Origin of the sequence: Streptacidiphilus pinicola, from assembly GCF_003258295.1 — a bacterium.
Classification (GTDB): Bacteria; Actinomycetota; Actinomycetes; order Streptomycetales; family Streptomycetaceae; genus Streptacidiphilus; species Streptacidiphilus pinicola.
In genome coordinates, this window is record NZ_QKYN01000042.1 from 59,605 (window position 1) to 76,725 (window position 17,121).

At 72.1% G+C, this 17,121-nt stretch carries 20 protein-coding genes and 1 pseudogene; 14 read left to right on the top strand and 7 right to left on the bottom strand.

The window, feature by feature from the left end:
- The first annotated feature begins 18 nt into the window (after positions 1-18).
- The 6 genes from DN069_RS12110 (at position 19) to DN069_RS12135 (ending at position 4,908) form a co-directional block, all read left to right on the top strand.
- Positions 19-786 carry a metallophosphoesterase family protein gene (locus DN069_RS12110; RefSeq protein WP_111500932.1) on the top strand — a complete coding sequence of 256 codons (768 nt, stop codon included), beginning with the start codon at positions 19-21 and terminating at the stop codon, positions 784-786.
- Between the two features lie 65 nt (positions 787-851).
- Positions 852-1,292, top strand: coding sequence for an SRPBCC family protein (locus DN069_RS12115; RefSeq protein WP_111500933.1), 441 nt, complete (start codon positions 852-854; stop codon positions 1,290-1,292).
- Positions 1,292-2,491, top strand: a complete 1,200-nt coding sequence (locus DN069_RS12120; RefSeq protein ID WP_111500934.1) for an ArsA family ATPase — start codon at positions 1,292-1,294, stop codon at positions 2,489-2,491. The genes DN069_RS12115 and DN069_RS12120 overlap by 1 nt, the downstream gene beginning before the upstream one ends.
- 34 nt (positions 2,492-2,525) lie before the next feature.
- Positions 2,526-2,984, top strand: coding sequence for a DUF5304 family protein (locus DN069_RS12125; RefSeq protein ID WP_111500935.1), 459 nt, complete (start codon positions 2,526-2,528; stop codon positions 2,982-2,984).
- A 139-nt stretch (positions 2,985-3,123) separates the two neighbouring features.
- On the top strand, positions 3,124-4,062 hold the full coding sequence (locus DN069_RS12130; protein ID WP_111500936.1) for an ROK family glucokinase: 939 nt from the start codon (positions 3,124-3,126) through the stop codon (positions 4,060-4,062).
- Between the two features lie 78 nt (positions 4,063-4,140).
- Positions 4,141-4,908 (top strand): endonuclease/exonuclease/phosphatase family protein, encoded by a 768-nt coding sequence (locus DN069_RS12135; RefSeq protein WP_111500937.1) that lies wholly within the window; start codon positions 4,141-4,143, stop codon positions 4,906-4,908.
- A 3-nt stretch (positions 4,909-4,911) separates the two neighbouring features.
- Here the strand turns inward: DN069_RS12135 and DN069_RS12140 are convergent, their stop codons facing one another.
- Together DN069_RS12140 and DN069_RS12145 are read right to left on the bottom strand one after the other, a co-directional pair.
- The gene (locus tag DN069_RS12140; RefSeq protein ID WP_111500938.1) at positions 4,912-5,445 is read right to left on the bottom strand and encodes a hypothetical protein; all 534 of its coding nucleotides are present in this window, start codon (positions 5,443-5,445) and stop codon (positions 4,912-4,914) included.
- A 5-nt stretch (positions 5,446-5,450) separates the two neighbouring features.
- On the bottom strand, positions 5,451-6,212 hold the full coding sequence (locus DN069_RS12145; RefSeq protein WP_111500939.1) for an alpha/beta hydrolase: 762 nt from the start codon (positions 6,210-6,212) through the stop codon (positions 5,451-5,453).
- A gap of 186 nt (positions 6,213-6,398) precedes the next feature.
- On the opposite strand from DN069_RS12145, the gene DN069_RS12150 reads away from it, so the two are divergent.
- From DN069_RS12150 to DN069_RS12160, 3 genes are read left to right on the top strand one after another with little or no spacing between them, the layout of a single operon-like run.
- A complete protein-coding gene (locus DN069_RS12150) occupies positions 6,399-7,187 on the top strand; it encodes a lysophospholipid acyltransferase family protein (RefSeq protein WP_111500958.1) in 789 nt (262 codons plus the stop codon).
- A 14-nt stretch (positions 7,188-7,201) separates the two neighbouring features.
- Positions 7,202-8,425, top strand: coding sequence for a MacS family sensor histidine kinase (macS, locus tag DN069_RS12155; protein WP_111500940.1), 1,224 nt, complete (start codon positions 7,202-7,204; stop codon positions 8,423-8,425).
- Complete coding sequence (locus tag DN069_RS12160; protein WP_111500941.1) at positions 8,425-9,099, top strand: response regulator; 675 nt, start codon at positions 8,425-8,427, stop codon at positions 9,097-9,099. Before macS ends, DN069_RS12160 begins: the two co-directional genes overlap by 1 nt.
- Before the next feature lie 14 nt (positions 9,100-9,113).
- On the opposite strand, the gene DN069_RS12165 is transcribed toward DN069_RS12160, so the two are convergent.
- Complete coding sequence (locus DN069_RS12165) at positions 9,114-9,626, bottom strand: YceI family protein (RefSeq protein WP_111500942.1); 513 nt, start codon at positions 9,624-9,626, stop codon at positions 9,114-9,116.
- Positions 9,627-9,737: 111 nt separating this feature from the next.
- On the opposite strand from DN069_RS12165, the gene DN069_RS12170 reads away from it, so the two are divergent.
- Positions 9,738-10,211: a MarR family winged helix-turn-helix transcriptional regulator gene (locus tag DN069_RS12170; RefSeq protein WP_243639127.1), complete on the top strand. Its 474-nt coding sequence runs from the start codon at positions 9,738-9,740 to the stop codon at positions 10,209-10,211.
- A 9-nt stretch (positions 10,212-10,220) separates the two neighbouring features.
- On the opposite strand, the gene DN069_RS12175 is transcribed toward DN069_RS12170, so the two are convergent.
- Entirely contained in the window at positions 10,221-12,146 is a 1,926-nt protein-coding gene (locus DN069_RS12175; protein ID WP_111500944.1) for an anthranilate synthase family protein, read from the bottom strand.
- A 276-nt stretch (positions 12,147-12,422) separates the two neighbouring features.
- Here DN069_RS12175 and DN069_RS12180 point away from each other — a divergent pair, with 276 nt between their 5' ends.
- Together DN069_RS12180 and DN069_RS12185 are read left to right on the top strand one after the other, a co-directional pair.
- Complete coding sequence (locus DN069_RS12180; RefSeq protein ID WP_111500945.1) at positions 12,423-13,766, top strand: class II 3-deoxy-7-phosphoheptulonate synthase; 1,344 nt, start codon at positions 12,423-12,425, stop codon at positions 13,764-13,766.
- Positions 13,767-13,887: 121 nt separating this feature from the next.
- Positions 13,888-14,121 (top strand): (2Fe-2S)-binding protein, encoded by a 234-nt coding sequence (locus DN069_RS12185; protein WP_111500946.1) that lies wholly within the window; start codon positions 13,888-13,890, stop codon positions 14,119-14,121.
- A gap of 12 nt (positions 14,122-14,133) precedes the next feature.
- On the opposite strand, the gene bfr is transcribed toward DN069_RS12185, so the two are convergent.
- Positions 14,134-14,613 carry a bacterioferritin gene (gene bfr / locus DN069_RS12190; RefSeq protein ID WP_111500947.1) on the bottom strand — a complete coding sequence of 160 codons (480 nt, stop codon included), beginning with the start codon at positions 14,611-14,613 and terminating at the stop codon, positions 14,134-14,136.
- A gap of 132 nt (positions 14,614-14,745) precedes the next feature.
- On the opposite strand from bfr, the gene DN069_RS12195 reads away from it, so the two are divergent.
- Positions 14,746-15,378, top strand: coding sequence for a sulfite oxidase-like oxidoreductase (locus DN069_RS12195; protein ID WP_111500948.1), 633 nt, complete (start codon positions 14,746-14,748; stop codon positions 15,376-15,378).
- Between the two features lie 57 nt (positions 15,379-15,435).
- Positions 15,436-15,963, top strand: coding sequence for a GNAT family N-acetyltransferase (locus tag DN069_RS12200; protein WP_111500949.1), 528 nt, complete (start codon positions 15,436-15,438; stop codon positions 15,961-15,963).
- On the opposite strand, the gene DN069_RS12205 is transcribed toward DN069_RS12200, so the two are convergent.
- Both DN069_RS12205 and DN069_RS40895 read right to left on the bottom strand, forming a co-directional pair.
- Complete coding sequence (locus tag DN069_RS12205) at positions 15,957-16,793, bottom strand: Stk1 family PASTA domain-containing Ser/Thr kinase (RefSeq protein WP_111500950.1); 837 nt, start codon at positions 16,791-16,793, stop codon at positions 15,957-15,959. The genes DN069_RS12200 and DN069_RS12205 overlap by 7 nt on opposite strands.
- A gap of 148 nt (positions 16,794-16,941) precedes the next feature.
- A pseudogene (locus tag DN069_RS40895) lies at positions 16,942-17,121 on the bottom strand (single-stranded DNA-binding protein); the annotation flags it as partial.

A 17,121-nucleotide genomic window follows, 5' to 3' on the forward strand; every position in this document is an offset into this window, starting at 1 on the left:
GGCCCTAAGGTGGGGCTCATGCGGGTCCATGTGGTCAGTGACGTGCACGGCAACACCGAGGCCCTGGCGCGCGCCGGGGAGGGGGCCGAGGCGCTGCTGTGCCTCGGGGACCTGTTGCTCTTCCTCGACTACCGTGACCACAGCCGGGGCATCTTCCCGGACCTGTTCGGCGCGGAGAACGCCGGCCGGCTGGTGCGGATGCGCAACGAGCGCCGCTTCGAGGAGGCCCGCGACTTCTCCGCCGAGCTGTGGGCCGGCGTCGGCATGGACCGCGCACAGGCGATCGAGGGCGCCGTGCGCCGCCAGTACGCCGAGCTGTTCGCCGCCTTCCCGGCGCCCACCTACGCCACCTACGGCAACGTGGACCTGCCGCGCCTGTGGCCCGAGTTCGCCCGCACCGGGGTCACCGTGCTGGACGGCGAGACCACCGAGCTCGGCGGCCGCACCTTCGGCTTCGTCGGCGGCGGGCTGCCGAGCCCGATGCGGACCCCGTTCGAGATCAGCGACGAGGAGTACGCGGCCAAGGTCGCCGCTCTCGGCCGAGTCGACGTGCTGTGCACCCACATCCCGCCCGCCGTCCCGGAGCTGACCTACGACACGGTGGCCCGCCGCTTCGAGCGCGGCAGCGAGGCGGTGCTGGAGGCGATCCGAGAGACGCAGCCGGCCTACGCCCTCTTCGGCCACGTGCACCAGCCGCTCGCGCGGCGGATGCGCATCGGCCGCACCGAGTGCGTGAACGTCGGCCACTTCAACGCGACCGGGCGGCCCTGGGTGCTGGACATCTGAAGCTTCCGCGGACGCGATAGCCTCTTCGCGGTAGTAGTACAGGGTCTAGAGGCGGAGGCCACCCGATGGCGGAGCACACCAGGTCGAGTATCACGATCGAGGCCGGCCCCGCCGCGGTCATGGCCGTGATCGCGGACTTCGCCGCGTACCCGGTGTGGACCGGCGAGGTCAAGGAGATCGAGGTCCTGGCCGAGGGTGCCGACGGCCGCGCCGAGCAGGTGCGGCTGCTGCTGGACGCCGGCGCCATCAAGGACGAGCACGTGCTCGCCTACACCTGGGACGGCGACCACAAGACCAGCTGGACGCTGGTGAAGAGCCAGATGCTGAAGTCCCTGGACGGCTCCTACACGCTCACCCCGGCCGGCACCCGGACCGAGGTGACCTACCAGCTCGCCGTGGACGTCAAGATCCCGATGCTGGGCATGATCAAGCGCAAGGCGGAGAAGGTCATCATCGACCGGGCCCTGGCGGGCCTGAAGAAGCGCGTCGAGGAACTCGCCGCCTGATGTCCGCCGCACCTGCCGTGCCCCGACTGGTCCTCGTCAGCGGCTCGGGCGGGGCCGGCCGCACCACCGTCGCGGCCGCCACCGCCGCGCTCGCCGCCGAGTCGGGGGAGCGGGTGCTGCTCGTGGCCGCCGACGATCCCGGCCGGTCCATGGACGGACTGCTGGACCACCCGCTGGGCGGCCAACCCGCCGCCGTCGGTCCGCAACCGGGCCTGTTCGCGCTGCGCCTGGACGAGCAGACCTCCTTCCGCGCCGCGGGGATGCGGCTGATGAGCCGGGCCAAACCGCTCTTCGACCTGCTCGGTGTCGAGCCGCTGGAGGCCGAGGAGCTCACCGCGCTTCCCGGCGCCCGCGAGCTCGCCCTGCTCGACCTGCTGCGCTCGCTGCCGGGCGGAAGCGCCTACGATCTGGTCGTCGTGGACGCGCCGCCCGTCGCCCAACTGCTCACCGCGCTCGCACTGCCCGCGCAGCTGGACGCCTACCTGGCCCGGCTGCTGCCCGACGAGCGGCAGGCGGCCCGCGCGCTGCGTCCGGTCCTGGCGGGGCTGGCGGGCGTCCCCATGCCCTCCCAGTGGCTGTTCGAGGCCCGCGCCTGGGCCTCCGCCGAACTCGCCGAGGTGCGCGCCGCGTTGGACGCGTCCGGCAGCACCGTCCGGCTCGTCGTCGCCCCGCCGCGCGGCCCCCGCGCCCGCGCCGAACTGCGCCGCACCCGCGCCGCGTTGGCACTGCACCGGCTGCCGCTGGAGTCGGTGCTGGTCAACGGTGCCCCGGTGGCCAAGGCCGAGGACTGGGCCGACGCCGCGTGGCACGGTGTGCCCGTGCACGCCGTGCCGGATCTCGGCCGCGAGCCCGAACGCGGCGACCTGGCCGGCCTCGCCGAGCCGGTCGCGCTGGCCACCTGGCCCGAGGGGCCCGTCCGGGACGCCCGGGACCGCGACGTGTGGACGGTGGAGGACCGCCTCGGCACGCCCGACGGCGTACTGGTCTGGCGGATCCCGCTGCCCGGCGCCACGCGCGGCGACCTCGACCTGGTCCGCCGCGGCGACGAACTGCTGCTCGGGGTGGCCGGACACCGCCGCACCGTGCCGCTGCCGTCCGCGCTGCGCCGCTGCACCGTCGCGGGCGCGGCCCTGCGTGACGGGGAGCTGACCGTGCGTTTCGCACCCGACCCTTCCCTGTGGCCCGCCTCGTCCAGGTAACGTCGAACGTAGACGCCGACGAGGGGAGTGGGTCATGAGCATGGCCGAGGACAACGCCGCCGACCGCAGCGGGGACGTGTGGGCGGAGGCCGTCGCCGAGCAGGAGCACGGAATGGCTGAGCCCGGTCCGGTGGCGGAGCACGAGGAGGTCGCCGAGACCGGGTCGGGCGAGGGGGACGGCGCCGGTGCGCAGTCGCCGTTCGGTGCGGACCTTCCCTTCGGCACGGAGCTGGGCCCCCTCGTCGACGAGGTGCGCCGGTTCGCGTCCACGGTGAGCGAGAAGGTCACCTCGCTCAGTTCCGGCCAGAGCGACCCGATGGAGGTGCTGCAGAACCTGGCCGCGCCGTTGCGCAGCTCGAGCCCCGCCGTGTACGGGCACCTGCTGGCCGCGGGGGGCGAACTGATCGCGGCGTACCGGGCTGCGGTTTCAGCCTCCGAACGCCGCTGGGCGGCGCCGAAGCAGAACGGCACCGAACACATCGACCTGGACTAGACCTCGTCGGGCCCGACCTGACGCAGTACCGGGTGAAGTGTTTTCGACTTGTGAACTCGACCCGGAACAGTCTCGCCTTCCTGTCTTCGGCTAATGTACGGTACCGCCCAGCGGGGATTGACCGGAGACTGAGGGACACATGGGACTCACCATCGGCGTCGACGTCGGCGGCACGAAGATCGCGGCCGGAGTCGTGGACGAGAACGGGGCGATCCTGGCGCGCACCCGCGTGCCGACGCCCGCGGATCCGCAGTGGGCTGTCGGCGCCATCGCGGACGCGATCAAGCAGCTGCGCGAGGAGCACGAGGTCGTCGCCGTCGGCGTCGGCGCTCCCGGATACATCGACCGCGACCGTTCCACGGTCCTCATGGCGCCCAACATCGCCTGGGAGAACGAGCCGCTCAAGGCCCGTATCGAGGACCTCGTCCACCTCCCGACCGTGGTCGAGAACGACGCCAACGCGGCGGCCTGGGGCGAGTTCCGCTTCGGCGCCGCGGCCAGCCACCAGGACATGATCATGGTGACGGTGGGCACCGGCATCGGTGGCGGCATCGTCATCGAGGGCCGGATGCACCGCGGCAGCTTCGGCGTGGCCGGCGAGATCGGCCACCTGAACATGGTCCCGGACGGCCTGCCCTGCGGCTGCGGTTCCAAGGGCTGCTGGGAGCAGTACGGCTCGGGCCGCGCGCTGCGCCGCTACGGCCGCGAGGCGGCCGCCACCGACCCGGTGCGCGGCAAGCGGCTGCTGGAGCTGAACGAGGGCGTCGCCGAGACCATCACCGGCAGCCAGATCACCCAGGCCGCCCAGGAGGGCGACCCGATGGCCCTGGACGTCTACGACGAGCTCGCCGACTGGCTCGGCCGCGGCCTCGCCGACCTGGCGTCCCTCTTCGACCCGGCCGTCTTCGTGCTCGGCGGCGGCGTCTCCGACTCCGGCCGCCTGCTGCTGGACCCGGTCGCCAAGGCCTTCGAGAAGTACGTCATCGGCGGCGTCCACCGCCCGCGGGCCGAGGTCGTGCTGGCCACCATCGGCTCCGCGGCCGGCATCATCGGCGCGGGCGACCTCGCCCGGGTCTGAGGAACTCACCGTGATGCCCGCGCCGTTCTCCGGCGCGGGCACCGCTGGTTGTCGGACTCTGTTTGTCAGACTCGCCTCATGGACACCCCGGTGCACGAACGGTGGGCGCTGCCGGCCTCCGGCCCGCAGCCGGACGGTTCGGAGATCGTCCGGGTCGTCAGCTACAACATCCGCAGCCTGCGTGACGACCGCACGGCGGTGGTCCGGGTGCTGCGGGCGCTCCGGCCCGACCTCGTCTGCGTCCAGGAGTCCCCGCGCTTCTGGTTCCCGCGCCCCCAGGCCGCCTGGCTGGCCCGCTCCGCGGGCCTGATGGTGCTGAGCGGCGGCAGGTCCGCCGCCGGGCCGCTGCTGCTCGGCCGGCTGCGCGCGGTGCCCCTCTCCACCCACGACATCTGGCTGCCCCGTCGCCCGGAGCTGCACCAGCGCGGCTTCGCCACGACCGTGGTCCGGCTGGGCTCGGCGCGGCCCCTCTCGGTGACGAGCTGTCACCTGTCCCTGGACGGCGACGAACGCTACGAGCAGTTCCAGCTGCTGCTGGAGCACCTTCAGGGGCTGGGCGTGGCCCACTCGGTCGTCGGCGGAGACTTCAACGAGCACCCGGGTGAGCGGGGTTGGGACCTGCTCGCGGACCGCCTCCAGGACGGCTGGGCCACCCGGCCCTGGGGGAACGAGTTCAGCAGCGTCCCGAAGAACCCCTACCAGCGCATCGACGGCGTCTTCGCCACCGAGGACGTCGAGGTCCTCGCCTGCGGGGTCCCCGGGGAGGGTTTCCCGGGGCTCAGCGGCAAGGACCTCGTCCTGGCCACGGACCATCTGCCCGTGGTGGCCGTGCTCCGCGTCAGGTAGCCGTCAGACGACGGCGCCGTGGTTCGGGTCGTCGTCCTGGTCCTCGGGGTCCGGGTCGTTCATCCGGACCACCAGGGTGGCCACCGCGCCGCCGACCGCGCAGATGCCCAGGAAGGTGGCCATGCCCGGGAGTTCGCCGATGCCGCCGAGCAGGATCAGCACGATGCCGACGACCAGCGCCAGCAGGGCCAGCTTGGTGGGCGTCTGCGTCTGCGGCAGCGGCGGGGGCTCCGGCGGGGTGTAGTGCTCGTCGTCCGGGTCCTCCTCGGGCGTCCACGCGCGCGGGTCGACCGGCGGGACGGCGCGGACCATCGGCAGCGGGCGGATCTGCGCCGGGCGCGGCCGCGCCTGCGGCTTGAGGTCCGTCAGATCGCTGACGTCCTCCGCCTCGGGCCAGCTGCGGTCGGACTCGGCGACCGGCTCGTCGAAGCCGGCGACCAGCTCCGCGAAGAGCTCGTCGTCGGATCGGCCCGGTCGGTCGGCATGCTCCGAGGGGTCGGACTGCTCGGGGCGCTCGACGCCCTCCGGCTCGGCCATCGCCGTCAGCCCTTCGCCACGGGGACGGTCAGCTCGCGGACGAAGTCCACGCTGCCGTCGAAGATCAGCTCGGCGTCGTAGTCCAGCGTCGCCACATGGAGGCTGCGCTCCAGCAGCCGCTCCTCGACGTGCTGGGAGCCCACGCGCTCCAGCAGCAGCTTGCCGCTGCCCGGGTCGACCACGTTGTCCTTGGGGCTGCGGAAGAGCAGCAGCGGCTGGGTGACCGACGGCAGTTCGGCCTGGACGATCTTCGTCAGCCGCTTCATCGAGTGTGCGGCGTGCAGCGGGGTGCGGGTGTAGCCGCCCTCGTCGACGTCCGGCTTGGCGATGTCACTGGTGATGCCGGGGAAGCTGGGAACCAGGTGGCGCACCACCGGGAGCGCCACGTGCGCCTGTCCGGGCATCTTGACCAGCGGGTTCACCAGCACCAGGCCGCTGACGCCCGGCCCCTGTCGCGCGGCCAGGTGCAGCCCGAGCAGACCGCCCATGGAGAGGCCGAAGACGAAGACCTGCTCGCACTCGTCGGCGAGGTCGAGGTACTCGCGTTCGATCGTCGTGTACCAGTCCTGCCAGCGGGTGGTGTTGAGGTCCTTCCAGTGCGTGCCGTGCCCCGGCAGCAGCGGGAGGGAGACGCTGTAGCCCTCGGCGGCGGCCCGGTCGGCCCAAGGACGCATCGAGTACGGGGAGCCGGTGAAGCCGTGGCAGACCAGAATTCCCACCGGGCCGCCATGATGGCGGTACGGTTCGGCGCCGGGCAACAGCGGCATGTGAGGTCCTTCCCGAGGGGTGGGCCAATCAGGGGCGAATCGGGTGCGCCAGTAGGCGCCATCGTCGCATGTCCGCAACGCGCGCGTACAGCTTCCTTGTTCCCGGGTGGAGGGAGATTGCCGTCAACCCGACTAAGGTTCTCGGTGGTCAGGTGAGTATGGAGGTCAGGGTTGTTCTACCGGCTGATGAAGATGATCGTCGCTCCGACGCTGAAGATCCTCTTCCGTCCGTGGGTCGAGGGGATGGAGAACATTCCCGAGGAGGGCCCGGCCATTCTGGCCAGTAACCACCTCTCCTTCTCCGACTCCTTCTTCCTGCCCGCGCTGATCCCGAGGCGCCGGGTGACCTTCATCGCCAAGTCCGAGTACTTCACCGGGACGGGGATCAAGGGCAAGTTGACGGCGGCCTTCTTCAAGGGCGTCGGCCAGTTGCCCGTGGACCGCTCCGGCGTGCGCGGGGCCGGCGAGGCGGCGATCCAGAGCGGCATCGCGGTGGTCAGACGCGGCGAGCTCTTCGGCGTCTACCCCGAGGGCACCCGCTCGCCCGACGGCCGCCTCTACCGCGGCAAGGTGGGCGGCGTGGCCCGGATCGCGCTGGCCACCGGCGCTCCGGTGATCCCGGTCGCGATGATCGACACCGAGAAGCTCCAGCCTCCCGGCAAGGTGCTGCCCAAGCTGGGCGTGCGCCCGGGCATCCGGATCGGCCGCCCGATGGACTTCTCCCGCTACCAGGGCATGGAGAACGACCGCTTCATCCTGCGCTCGGTCACCGACGAGGTGATGTACGAGATCATGCGCCTGTCCGGCCAGGAGTACGTGGACGTCTACGCCACGGCCGCCAAGCGCGCGCTGCAGGACGCCAGGAAGCAGGAGCGGGCCGCCGAGAAGCAGCAGGCCAAGCAGGCCGCTGCCGAGCAGGCCGAGCAGGCCGAGCGGGCCGAGCGGGCCGCCGAGTCTGGCACGCCCGAACCGTAGGAGCAGGAGGGGACGTGGAGGACACGGGGGGAAGGGCGAAGGTCGCCGCGGTCGCCGTCGGCGGCTCGTTCTCCGTCGAGCAGCCGCTGTGGATCGCGATCAGCGCCTTCCGGGTGCTGACCGTGCTCTATGCCGTCGGGCGCTACGCCCAGCACGAGGAGCACTACACCAACCAGCCCGGCGCCTGGATCTACATGGCGGTGCTCACGGCCTGGACGCTCGGCACCATCCGCGTCTTCTGGTCGAAGCAGCACTGCGGCCGGCGCTGGCTGATCGCGGACCTCGCCCTGGTCGTGGTGGGGATCCTGCTGACCCGGGCGTTCGACGCGCCGCACTGGGTGCACGACGGGGACGTCACCCTGCCGACGATCCGCGCCGCGGGCAGCGTGCTCGGCTTCGCCGCCTTCGGCGGCTGGCTCCCGGCCGCCTTCGCCGGCGTGGTGGTCGGCGTCGCGAACATCGCCGAGGCGGGCAAGCTCGACTCGTCCAACCTGCACAACATCGTGCTGCTGCTGCTCGCCGGGGTGGCCATCGGCTTCGTCATCGACCTGGCCCGCAAGAGTGAGGAGACGCTCGCCCGCGCCCTGGAGATCCAGGCCGCGACGCGCGAGCGCGAGCGCCTGGCCAGGGACATCCACGACGGCGTGCTGCAGGTGCTGACGCTGGTCAAACGCCGTGGCACGGAGCTCGGCGGCGAGGCCGCGGAGATCGCGGGGCTGGCCGGCGAGCAGGAGGTGGCGCTGCGGCGCCTGATCGCGAGCGGCCTCGGCCCGGCCACGCCCGCGGCGACCCGCGCGGAGCCGGTCGCCGTCGACCCGAACGCCCCGCACGACGTCCGCACGCTGCTGGCGCCGCTCGCGGACCCGCAGGTCAGCCTGGCCCAGCCGGGGACGGCGGTGCTGCTGCCGAACCGGGCCGCGACCGAACTGGCGGCCGCGGTCGGTGCCGCGCTCGACAACGTCCGACGTCACGTGGGCGAGCAGGCCCAGGCCTGGATCCTGGTCGAGGACGAGCCGGACGCCGTCGTCGTCAGCGTCCGCGACGAGGGCCCGGGCTTCGATCCGGCGCGCCTGGCCGAGGCCGAGCGCGAGGGCCGGCTCGGCGTCTCGCAGTCCATCCGCGGTCGGCTGCGCGATCTCGGCGGCAGCGCCGAGATCTTCTCGGCCGCCGGGCAGGGCACCGAGGTGGAGCTCCGCGTCCCGAAACAGCAGGTGCCCAAGCAGCGAGAGGGGAAGTGATGAGCAACGCGATACGGGTGATGGTGGTCGACGACCACCCGATGTGGCGCGAGGCCGTGGCGCGGGACCTGGCGGATGCCGGCTTCGAGATCGTGGCCACCGCCGGTGACGCGCGCGAGGCGGTGCAGCGCGGCCGGGCGGTGCAGCCGGGCGTCGTGGTGCTGGACCTCAACCTGCCCGACAAGCCGGGCGTGGAGGTGTGCCGTCAGCTGATGGCGGGCGAGCCCGCGCCGCGGGTGCTGGTGCTCTCCGCCAGCGGCGAGCACGGCGACGTGCTGGAGGCGGTCAAGTCCGGCGCGACCGGATACCTGGTCAAGTCCGCCAGCCGCGAGGAGCTGATCGACGCGGTGCGCCGCACCGCGGCCGGCGACGCGGTCTTCACCCCCGGCCTCGCCGGGCTGGTGCTGGGCGAGTTCCGCCGCCTCGCGGCCGAACCGGCCCCGGCGGGCCAGGACCGCGCGAACACGCCCAAACTGACGGACCGGGAGACGGAGGTGCTGCGCCTGGTCGCCAAGGGCCTGCCGTACAAGGCGATCGCCGACCGGCTGGTGCTCTCCCCGCGCACGGTGCAGAACCACGTGCAGAACACCCTCGGCAAGCTCCAGCTCCACAACCGGGTGGAGCTGGTCCGCTACGCCATCGCGGCCGGCCTCGACGAGGAGGAGCAGGCCTAGCTCCGCCTGAAGGCTCAGCCGCGCGTGAACGTGGCGCTGACGGCGACCGTCGTCAGGCCCTTCATCATGCCCATCTTGTTCCAGCCGAGGCCGAACCGGTCCCGGTCGATGACCGTGTCCACGGCGACGGTGACCGAGTCGGCGGTGCGGCTGGTGACGGTGCCGGTCAGCGTCAGCGGCTCGGTGACGTCGCGGACCGTCAGCCGGCCGGTGACCTCGACACCGCCGTCGGCGAGCGGTTTGGCCTCGGTCGCGGTGAAGACCAGCTCAGGGAAGCGCTCGGTGTCGAAGAAGTCGGCGGACCGCAGGTGGACGTCGCGCTTGGTGTGGCCGGTGTCCAGCGACGCGGCGGCCAGCGTCAGCGTGCCGGACGCGGGCCCGCCGTCGGAGGCGATCTCTCCGGCACCGCTCAAGCCGGTGAAGCGACCCTTGACGTTGACCAGACCCCACATCGTCCTGTGCTCGATGCGGACTTCCGATGCGCCGGGGTCGAGCTCGTAGCGTCCGGCAGGCAGCGTGACAGACATGACAAGGAACCTCTCGCTGGATAGCTAGCCAAATATTAAGTAGCTGGTTAGACATTAGCTCGCATTGCTACCCTGGGCAAGAGCGGGTCGATGCGTACGAAAGGTCGGGGGATGGCCGAGAAGTGTCCGGACACGGCGGATCTTGAGCTGCTGGAGCAGTGGAACACCCTGCAGGCGGGCTTCCGTCGGCTCACCGACCAGTTGCTGGCCGACGTGGACGCGAAGGCGGGCATCGCGCCGTCCGAGTTCCAGGTGCTCTGGTTCCTGTTGACCTCGCCGGAGCAGACCGCGCCGATGAACCAGCTCGCCGCGACGCTGAACTTCACCACCGCGGGCACCACCAAGGTCGCCGACCGGCTGACCGAGGCCGAGCTGATCCACCGTCAGCCGAGTGCCGCGGACCGCCGCGTGGTCCTCGCCTCGCTGACGGCCAAGGGCCAGCGCGTCGCCATGGACGCCGCACTGGCCCTCGCGGGCGCGCTGCGGGAGCGGGTCGTCGGCCGGATCGGCGAGGACGTCTTCGCCAGGGCGGCGGGCTGCATGCGCGAGCTCGACCCGGACCCCGGGCGGCTCTGCCGCCCCTGAGCGGTGCGGTTACGCGTTCTGCCGGACGAGTCGGGCAAGTGTCTCCTGGACGATCGCGAGCCCGTCGAGCGTCAGCACCGACTCCGGGTGGAACTGCAGCCCCGCGAAGCCGGGGCCGCGCAGGGCGTGCACGTCGCCCGTCTCCGCGTCACGGCTGACCTCGACGCCGCGCCCGGCGAGACGCTCCGCCGCGCCGGCGTCGCACCGGGCCGTGAACGTGTTGTAGAAGCCCACCGTGCGCTCCTGCCCGAACAGGGCGATCCGCTCCTGCGCCCCCTGGTAGGGGGTGTCCTTGCGGCGCAACGGCAGGCCCAGCGCCTCGCACAGCAGTTGATGGCTCAGGCAGACGGCGAGGAAGCCGTGCGGCCGGCCGGTGGTCAGCAGCGAGGCGACGAGTCCGCGCATCGCGTCCATCTTGGGCTCCCCGGCGGCCGGGTCGCCCGGGCCGGGACCGAGGACCAGCGGGCCTTCGTGCCCGGCGACGGCCTCCGCCAGTCCCGGGACGTCCCAGCGCCGCACCGTCACCCGGTGCCCGAGCGAGCGCAGCAGGTGCGCCAGCATCGAGGTGAAGGTGTCCTCGCAGTCGATCACCAGGCAGTCCAGCCCCTCGCCGTGCTCCTCCGGCGCGGCGGCGGTCTGCATCCGCAGCCAGAACGGCGAGAGGTTCTTGCGGCGCTCGTCCAGGGCCGCCTGGACCCGGTGGTTCTCGGCCAGCACCGGCGCGGAGCCGCCGCGCGGCGCCCGCGCCGGGACCGCGCCGATCGCGGCCAGCACGCCCGCCGCCTTGGCGTGCGTCTCGGCCACCTCGGACGCCGGGTCGGAGTGGCGGACCAGCGTCGCGCCGACGCGGACCGCGAGGCGGCCCGTCGCCGGGTCGATGTCCGCGGTGCGGATCAGGATCGGGGAGTCGAGCGTCTGCGCCCCACCCGCCGTCCGGCCGATCAGGGCCAGCGCCCCGGCGTAGTAGCCGCGGCCGGTGGGCTCGTAGCGGGAGATCACCCGGGTGGCGTTCTCGACCGGGCTGCCGGTGACGGTCGCCGCGAACATGGTCTCCCGCAGCACCTCCCGCACGTCCAGCGAGGTGCGGCCGCGCAGCTCGTACTCGGTGTGCGCGAGGTGGGCCATCTCCTTGAGCCGCGGACCGAGGACCTGGCCGCCCAGGTCGCCGACCTGGCACATCATCTTCAGCTCCTCGTCCACGACCATGGTGAGCTCCTCGAGCTCCTTCGGGTCGTGCAGGAAGGCGAGCAGCGAGTCGAGCGTCGGGCCGGCGGCGGGGTAGCGATAGGTGCCGGAGATCGGGTTCATCACCACCGTCCCGGCCGTCTGCCGCACGTGCACCTCGGGGCTGGCGCCCACCAGCACGCGATCGCCGGTGTGGACGAGGAAGGTCCAGTAGGCGCCGCGCTCCTGCTCCAGCAGCCGGCGGAAGAGGCTGAGCGCGAGGGCGGGGGAGAAGTCCTCCAGGGTCGCCGTGAAGTCGCGGCGGATCACGAAGTTGGCGCCCTCGCCGCGCCCGATCTCGTCCGTGATGACGCGGCGCACGATCTCCGCGTACGCGTCGTCGTCGACGTCGAAGCCGCCGTCGCGCAGCGCGACCGGCCGCTGGGGCAGCGCCGCGCGCAGCTCGGCGAGCGGCAGGCGGTACGACTCGCGGACCCGCAGCGCGCGCAGCGGCGTGCCGTCGTCGCGGGCCTCGAAGCCGCGCTCGCGGATCTGCCGGTAGGGGACCAGGGCCAGCAGGTCGTGCTCGGGCCGGCCGGACTCCGGCGCGCCCTGCGGCAGCGGCAGCTCGGCCAGCGTCGCGTGGTCGCCCACCTGGCCGATCAGCAGCTCGACGGTGTCGGGGGCCAGGCGCGGCGTGCGGCGGTGCAGCAGGGCGAACGGCTCGGGCGCGTCGGTGAGCCGGGCGATGAGGGCGGGCACGTCGGTCACGGTGGGCCTTCCGGGAGTCGGGTCGGGGTGGACCGCGTTCGGGGAGGCCGCGTGAGACGCGAACGGCCGCCCCGAGGGGCGGCCGCTGAGGTCTGCGTGGGTACGCGAGCTAGTGGGCCGCCTCGGGGACGGTCCACCACCAGGAGTTGGTGTGCTGCAGCGTGTTCACGAGGAAGAGCGTAGCGGACGCCGGCCGCGGAGGGAGCTTGTCCACCACGTGTCTCAGCACTCGGGCGTCGCGCCCAGATCGTTTCCGTGACCACGTAGCCTTGCAGCGTGACCGTGAACGTTGACACCACCGCCCAGGACTTCTCCTGGCTGTCCCTTCCCGCGGCGCAGCAGCCTGAATGGCCGGATTCCGAGGCTCTGCGCAAGGTGCTTGCGGACCTCGCCTCCTATCCGCCGCTCGTCTTCGCCGGCGAGTGCGACCAGCTGCGCGCCCGCCTCGGGGCTGTCGCGCGCGGCGAGGCGTTCCTGCTGCAGGGCGGCGACTGCGCCGAGGCCTTCGACGCCGTCTCCGCCGACCACATCCGCAACAAGCTGAAGACGCTGCTGCAGATGGCCGTCGTGCTGACCTACGCCGCCTCCGTGCCGGTGGTCAAGGTCGGCCGGATCGCCGGCCAGTACTCCAAGCCGCGCTCGAAGTCGACCGAGACCCGCGACGGGGTGACCCTGCCGGTCTACCGTGGCGACTCCGTCAACGGCTTCGACTTCACCCCCGAGTCCCGGATCCCGGACCCGGAGCGGCTCAAGCGGATGTACCACGCGTCCTCCTCGACGCTGAACCTGGTCCGCGCCTTCACCACCGGCGGCTACGCCGACCTGCGCCAGGTCCACGCCTGGAACCAGGACTTCGTACGGAACTCGCCCTCCGGCCAGCGCTACGAGCGCCTGGCCAAGGAGATCGACAACGCGCTCGCCTTCATGAACGCCTGCGGGGTGGACCCGGAGGAGTTCAAGACGGTGGAGTTCTTCTCCTCGCACGAGGCGCTGGTGCTGGACTACGAGACGGCGCTGACCCGCACCGACTCGCGTACCGGCAAGCTCTACGACGTCTCCGGCCACATGGTCTGGATCGGCGAGCGCACCCGGCAGCTGGACCACGCGCACATCGAGTTCGCGTCGAAGATCCGCAACCCGCTCGGCGTGAAGCTCGGCCCGACCACGACGGTGGACGAGGCGCTGGAGCTGATCGACCGCCTCGACCCGGAGCGCGAGCCGGGCCGGCTCTCCTTCATCACCCGGATGGGCGCGGGCAAGATCCGCGACCTGCTGCCCAACCTGGTCGAGAAGGTCACCGCGAGCGGCGCGCAGGTCGCCTGGATCTGTGACCCGATGCACGGCAACACCTTCGAGGCCTCCAGCGGGCACAAGACCCGCAACTTCGACGACGTGCTCGACGAGGTCAAGGGCTTCTTCGAGGTGCACCGCGCGCTGGGCACCCACCCGGGCGGCATCCACGTCGAGCTGACCGGCGACGACGTCACGGAGTGCGTGGGCGGCGGCGACGAGGTCTTCGTCGACGACCTGCACCAGCGCTACGAGACGGCCTGCGACCCGCGTCTCAACCGCAGCCAGTCGCTGGACCTGGCGTTCCTCGTGGCCGAGATGCTGCGCTGATCGTCCGCGTGTGAGTGTGACGAAGGCCCCCTCGGTTTCCGCCGAGGGGGCCTTTTCATACCGTCCGCCCTCTGAGTAAGGTAAGCCTTAGCTCAGTGACCGCTCGACTTGGAGGCCCCGGATGTACGTGTGCGTGTGCCACGGCGTCACCGAGGACCGGGTCCGCCAGGAGATCGCCGAGGGTGCCAAGACGCCCCGCCAGGTCGCCAAGGGCTGCAAGGCCGGCACCGACTGCGGCTCCTGCGTCCGCCGCATCCAGGCTCTGCTGGGGCACGAGGGCGCGCGCCCGTGCCCGACAGCCCGCCTCGCCGCCAGGCTCGGCCTGCCCGCGCACACCGCGGCTGAGGCCGCCTGACCCTGCGTCGTCTCAGCTCTCCGGCTGCTCGATCAGCTGCGCGATGTACAGCGGCTCGCCCAGCCTCTCCACCAGCTCCAGCTGGGTGTCGAGGTAGTCGATGTGGTGCTCCTCGTCCTCGAGGATCGACTCGAAGATGTTGGCCGAGGTGACATCGCCCTTGGCGCGCATCACGACGATCCCGCGGCGCAGCCGGTCGATGGCCTCGACCTCGATCTGCCGGTCCGCCTCGAACATCTCCTTGACCGTCTGGCCGATGCGCAGGTGGAAGAGGCGCTGGTAGTTAGGCAGGCCCTCCAGGAAGAGGATCCGGTCGGTCAGCACCTCGGCGTGCTTCATCTCGTCGATCGACTCCGAGCGGGTGAACTTGGCGAGCCTCGTCCAGCCGAAGTTCTCCTGCATCTTGGCGTGCAGGAAGTATTGGTTGATGGCGGTCAGTTCGGCCGTCAGCTGCTCGTTCAGGAACTCGATGACCTCGGGGTCGCCCTGCATGGGTCGCGCCCTTTCTCTGCCGTTTCGTCCGGTTTCGAGGCATCGTTCCATTCCGGACGCCGCGAATCCAGCAAGGTCACACTCACCTGACCCGTGGCGTTTTCACGGCTGTGCATCTGTCACCATTGAGCCATGGGCCAGTCCGAAAACGAGCAGGCTGCAGCCTCTAAGATCCCGGGTCTGCCCCCGGGTCAGCGCCTGCAGCGCGGCTGGCCGGTTCTGCACTACGGGCCGATCCCTCGCTTCAAGCCGGCCACCTGGGAGCTCCAGGTCTTCGGCGCGACCGCCGACGGCGACAAGCACAGCTGGACCTTCGACGAGTTCACCGCGCTGCCGCGCACCGAGGTGACCGGCGACTTCCACTGCGTGACGCGCTTCAGCATGCTCGGCAACCGCTGGGGCGGCATCGCCCCCGCGACCCTCCTCGGCCTGGTCCCGCCGGCGCCCGGGGTCACCCACGTCATGGTCTGGGCCGAATACGGCTTCAGCGCCAACCTCCGCCTCGCCGACTTCACCGCGCCCACCACCATCCTCGCGACCCACCGCGACGACGATCCCCTCACCGTCGAGCACGGCTTCCCGGTCCGCCTCGTCGTCCCCCACCTCTACGCCTGGAAGGGCCCCAAGTGGGTCCGCGCCGTGGAGTACATGACCGCGGACCGCCGCGGCTTCTGGGAGGAGCGCGGCTACCACAACCTCGGCGACCCCTGGAGCGAACAGCGCTACACCTACCAGGAGTCCCCGGGCGACGGCCCCGAGGCCTGAGCGGCGGCCCTCGAAATCTGTTTGCCCAGGTGGCGGGCGGTCCGGAAGGATCCCGGCATGGAACGCAGCGCCGAGGAGACCCTCACCCACGACCGCGTCGTCCTCACCCGCTGGCGGGTGGAGGACCTTGACGCGCTGTCGCGGCTGGTGGACGAGTCGTTGGAGCGGCTGAAGCCGTGGATGCCCTGGGCGCACACGCACTCACGGGAGAGCATCGGCCAGTACTTCGCCCAGGCCGAGGCGGACTGGGCGCTCGGCTCGGCCTACAACTACGCGATCCGTGAGGGCGCGGCCGACGGACCGGTGCTGGGGTCGTGCTCGATGATGCGGCGGATCGGGCCCGGCGGCTGGGAGATCGGCTACTGGATCCACGAGGCCGGCGGCGGCCGGGGGCTGGTCACCATGGCCGCGGCCGCGCTCACCCGGCAGGCCTTCGCCCTGCCGGACACCACCCACGTCCAGATCCACCACGACGCCCGCAACCGCGCCAGCGGCGCGGTGCCCGAACGGCTCGGTTTCGCCGTGGTGGAGCGTCGTCAGGAACCGGACCGTGAGCTGGTGGTCTGGCGGACGGAGCGTCAGTAGACCCAGATCGTGACGGTGCTGCCGAGCGCGGCCTGGCCGCCCGCGCCCGGGGTCTGGCTGTGCACGGTGGCGCCGCCGAAGAGGGAGAAGCCGAGCGAGCGGACCTTGAAGCCGGCCTGCTTCAGCGCGCGCTGCGCGTCCTTCTCGCTGAGGCCGGTGACGCTCGGGACGGTGACCTGCTGCTGGCCCTTGGAGACGGCCAGGGTGACGGTGACGCCCTGCTGCGAGGCGCCCGCCGGCGGGTTCATCGCGGCGACGGTGCCGGGGTCCTGGTCGGAGTAGACCTGGTTCGGGTCGACCTTCACCTGGAAGCCCGCCGACTGCAGGTCCGAGGTGGCCTGGTCGACGCTCTCTCCGGTGACGTCCGGCAGGTCGACCGGCTGCGGGCCGGAGCTGACGATCAGGGTGACCGGCGTGTTCGCCGCGACCTGGGTGCCGGCCGCCGGGTCGGTGCCGACGACCGAGCCCGCCGGGATCGTCGGGTCGCCCTGCTGCCGCTGCGGTCCGACGCCGAGGCCGGCCTGCTGCAGCGCGCTGATCGCGTCGTTGACGGACTTGCCGGAGACCGTCGGCACGGTCGGGCGCTGGGCGCCCTTGGAGACGTCGACGGTGACTGTGGCGTCCTTGCGGACGTGCGCGCCCGGCGTCGGGTCGGTGCCGATGACGGAGCCCTTGGGGACGGTCGCCGAGAAGTCCTGCTTGACCTGTACCACGAAACCGGCGTGTGACAGCGTCTGCACCGCCTGCTGCTGCGGCTCGCCCAGCACGCCCGGCACGCTGGTGTAGAGGCCGCCGTTGAGCGCCCAGGTCAGCCCCGCGACCAGCAGCACGACGACCAGGACCAGCCCGATCGGCAGGGCCCAGCGCGGGCGGCCGCCGCCGCGGCGGCGGCCGCCCGCGCTGGGCCCTGCCGACCGGGCTGCTCCTCGTCGTCCTCCTGCTGCCCGCTGGGCTGACCTGGGCGCCCAACCGCGGCCTCTACACCACCGTGCCGGGCGTGCTGGGCGCGCCGCCCCAGCCGGCGGTGCCGCCGCTGTCCCCCGCCGGTTTCGTGGTACAGGCCACGCCGTCCTTCCCCGCGACCGTCCCCTCGGCCTCCCTCCTCGGCCCCGCCCCGACCCCGCGCGCGCCCGTCCCCCAGCCCCCCACCGGCCCCGC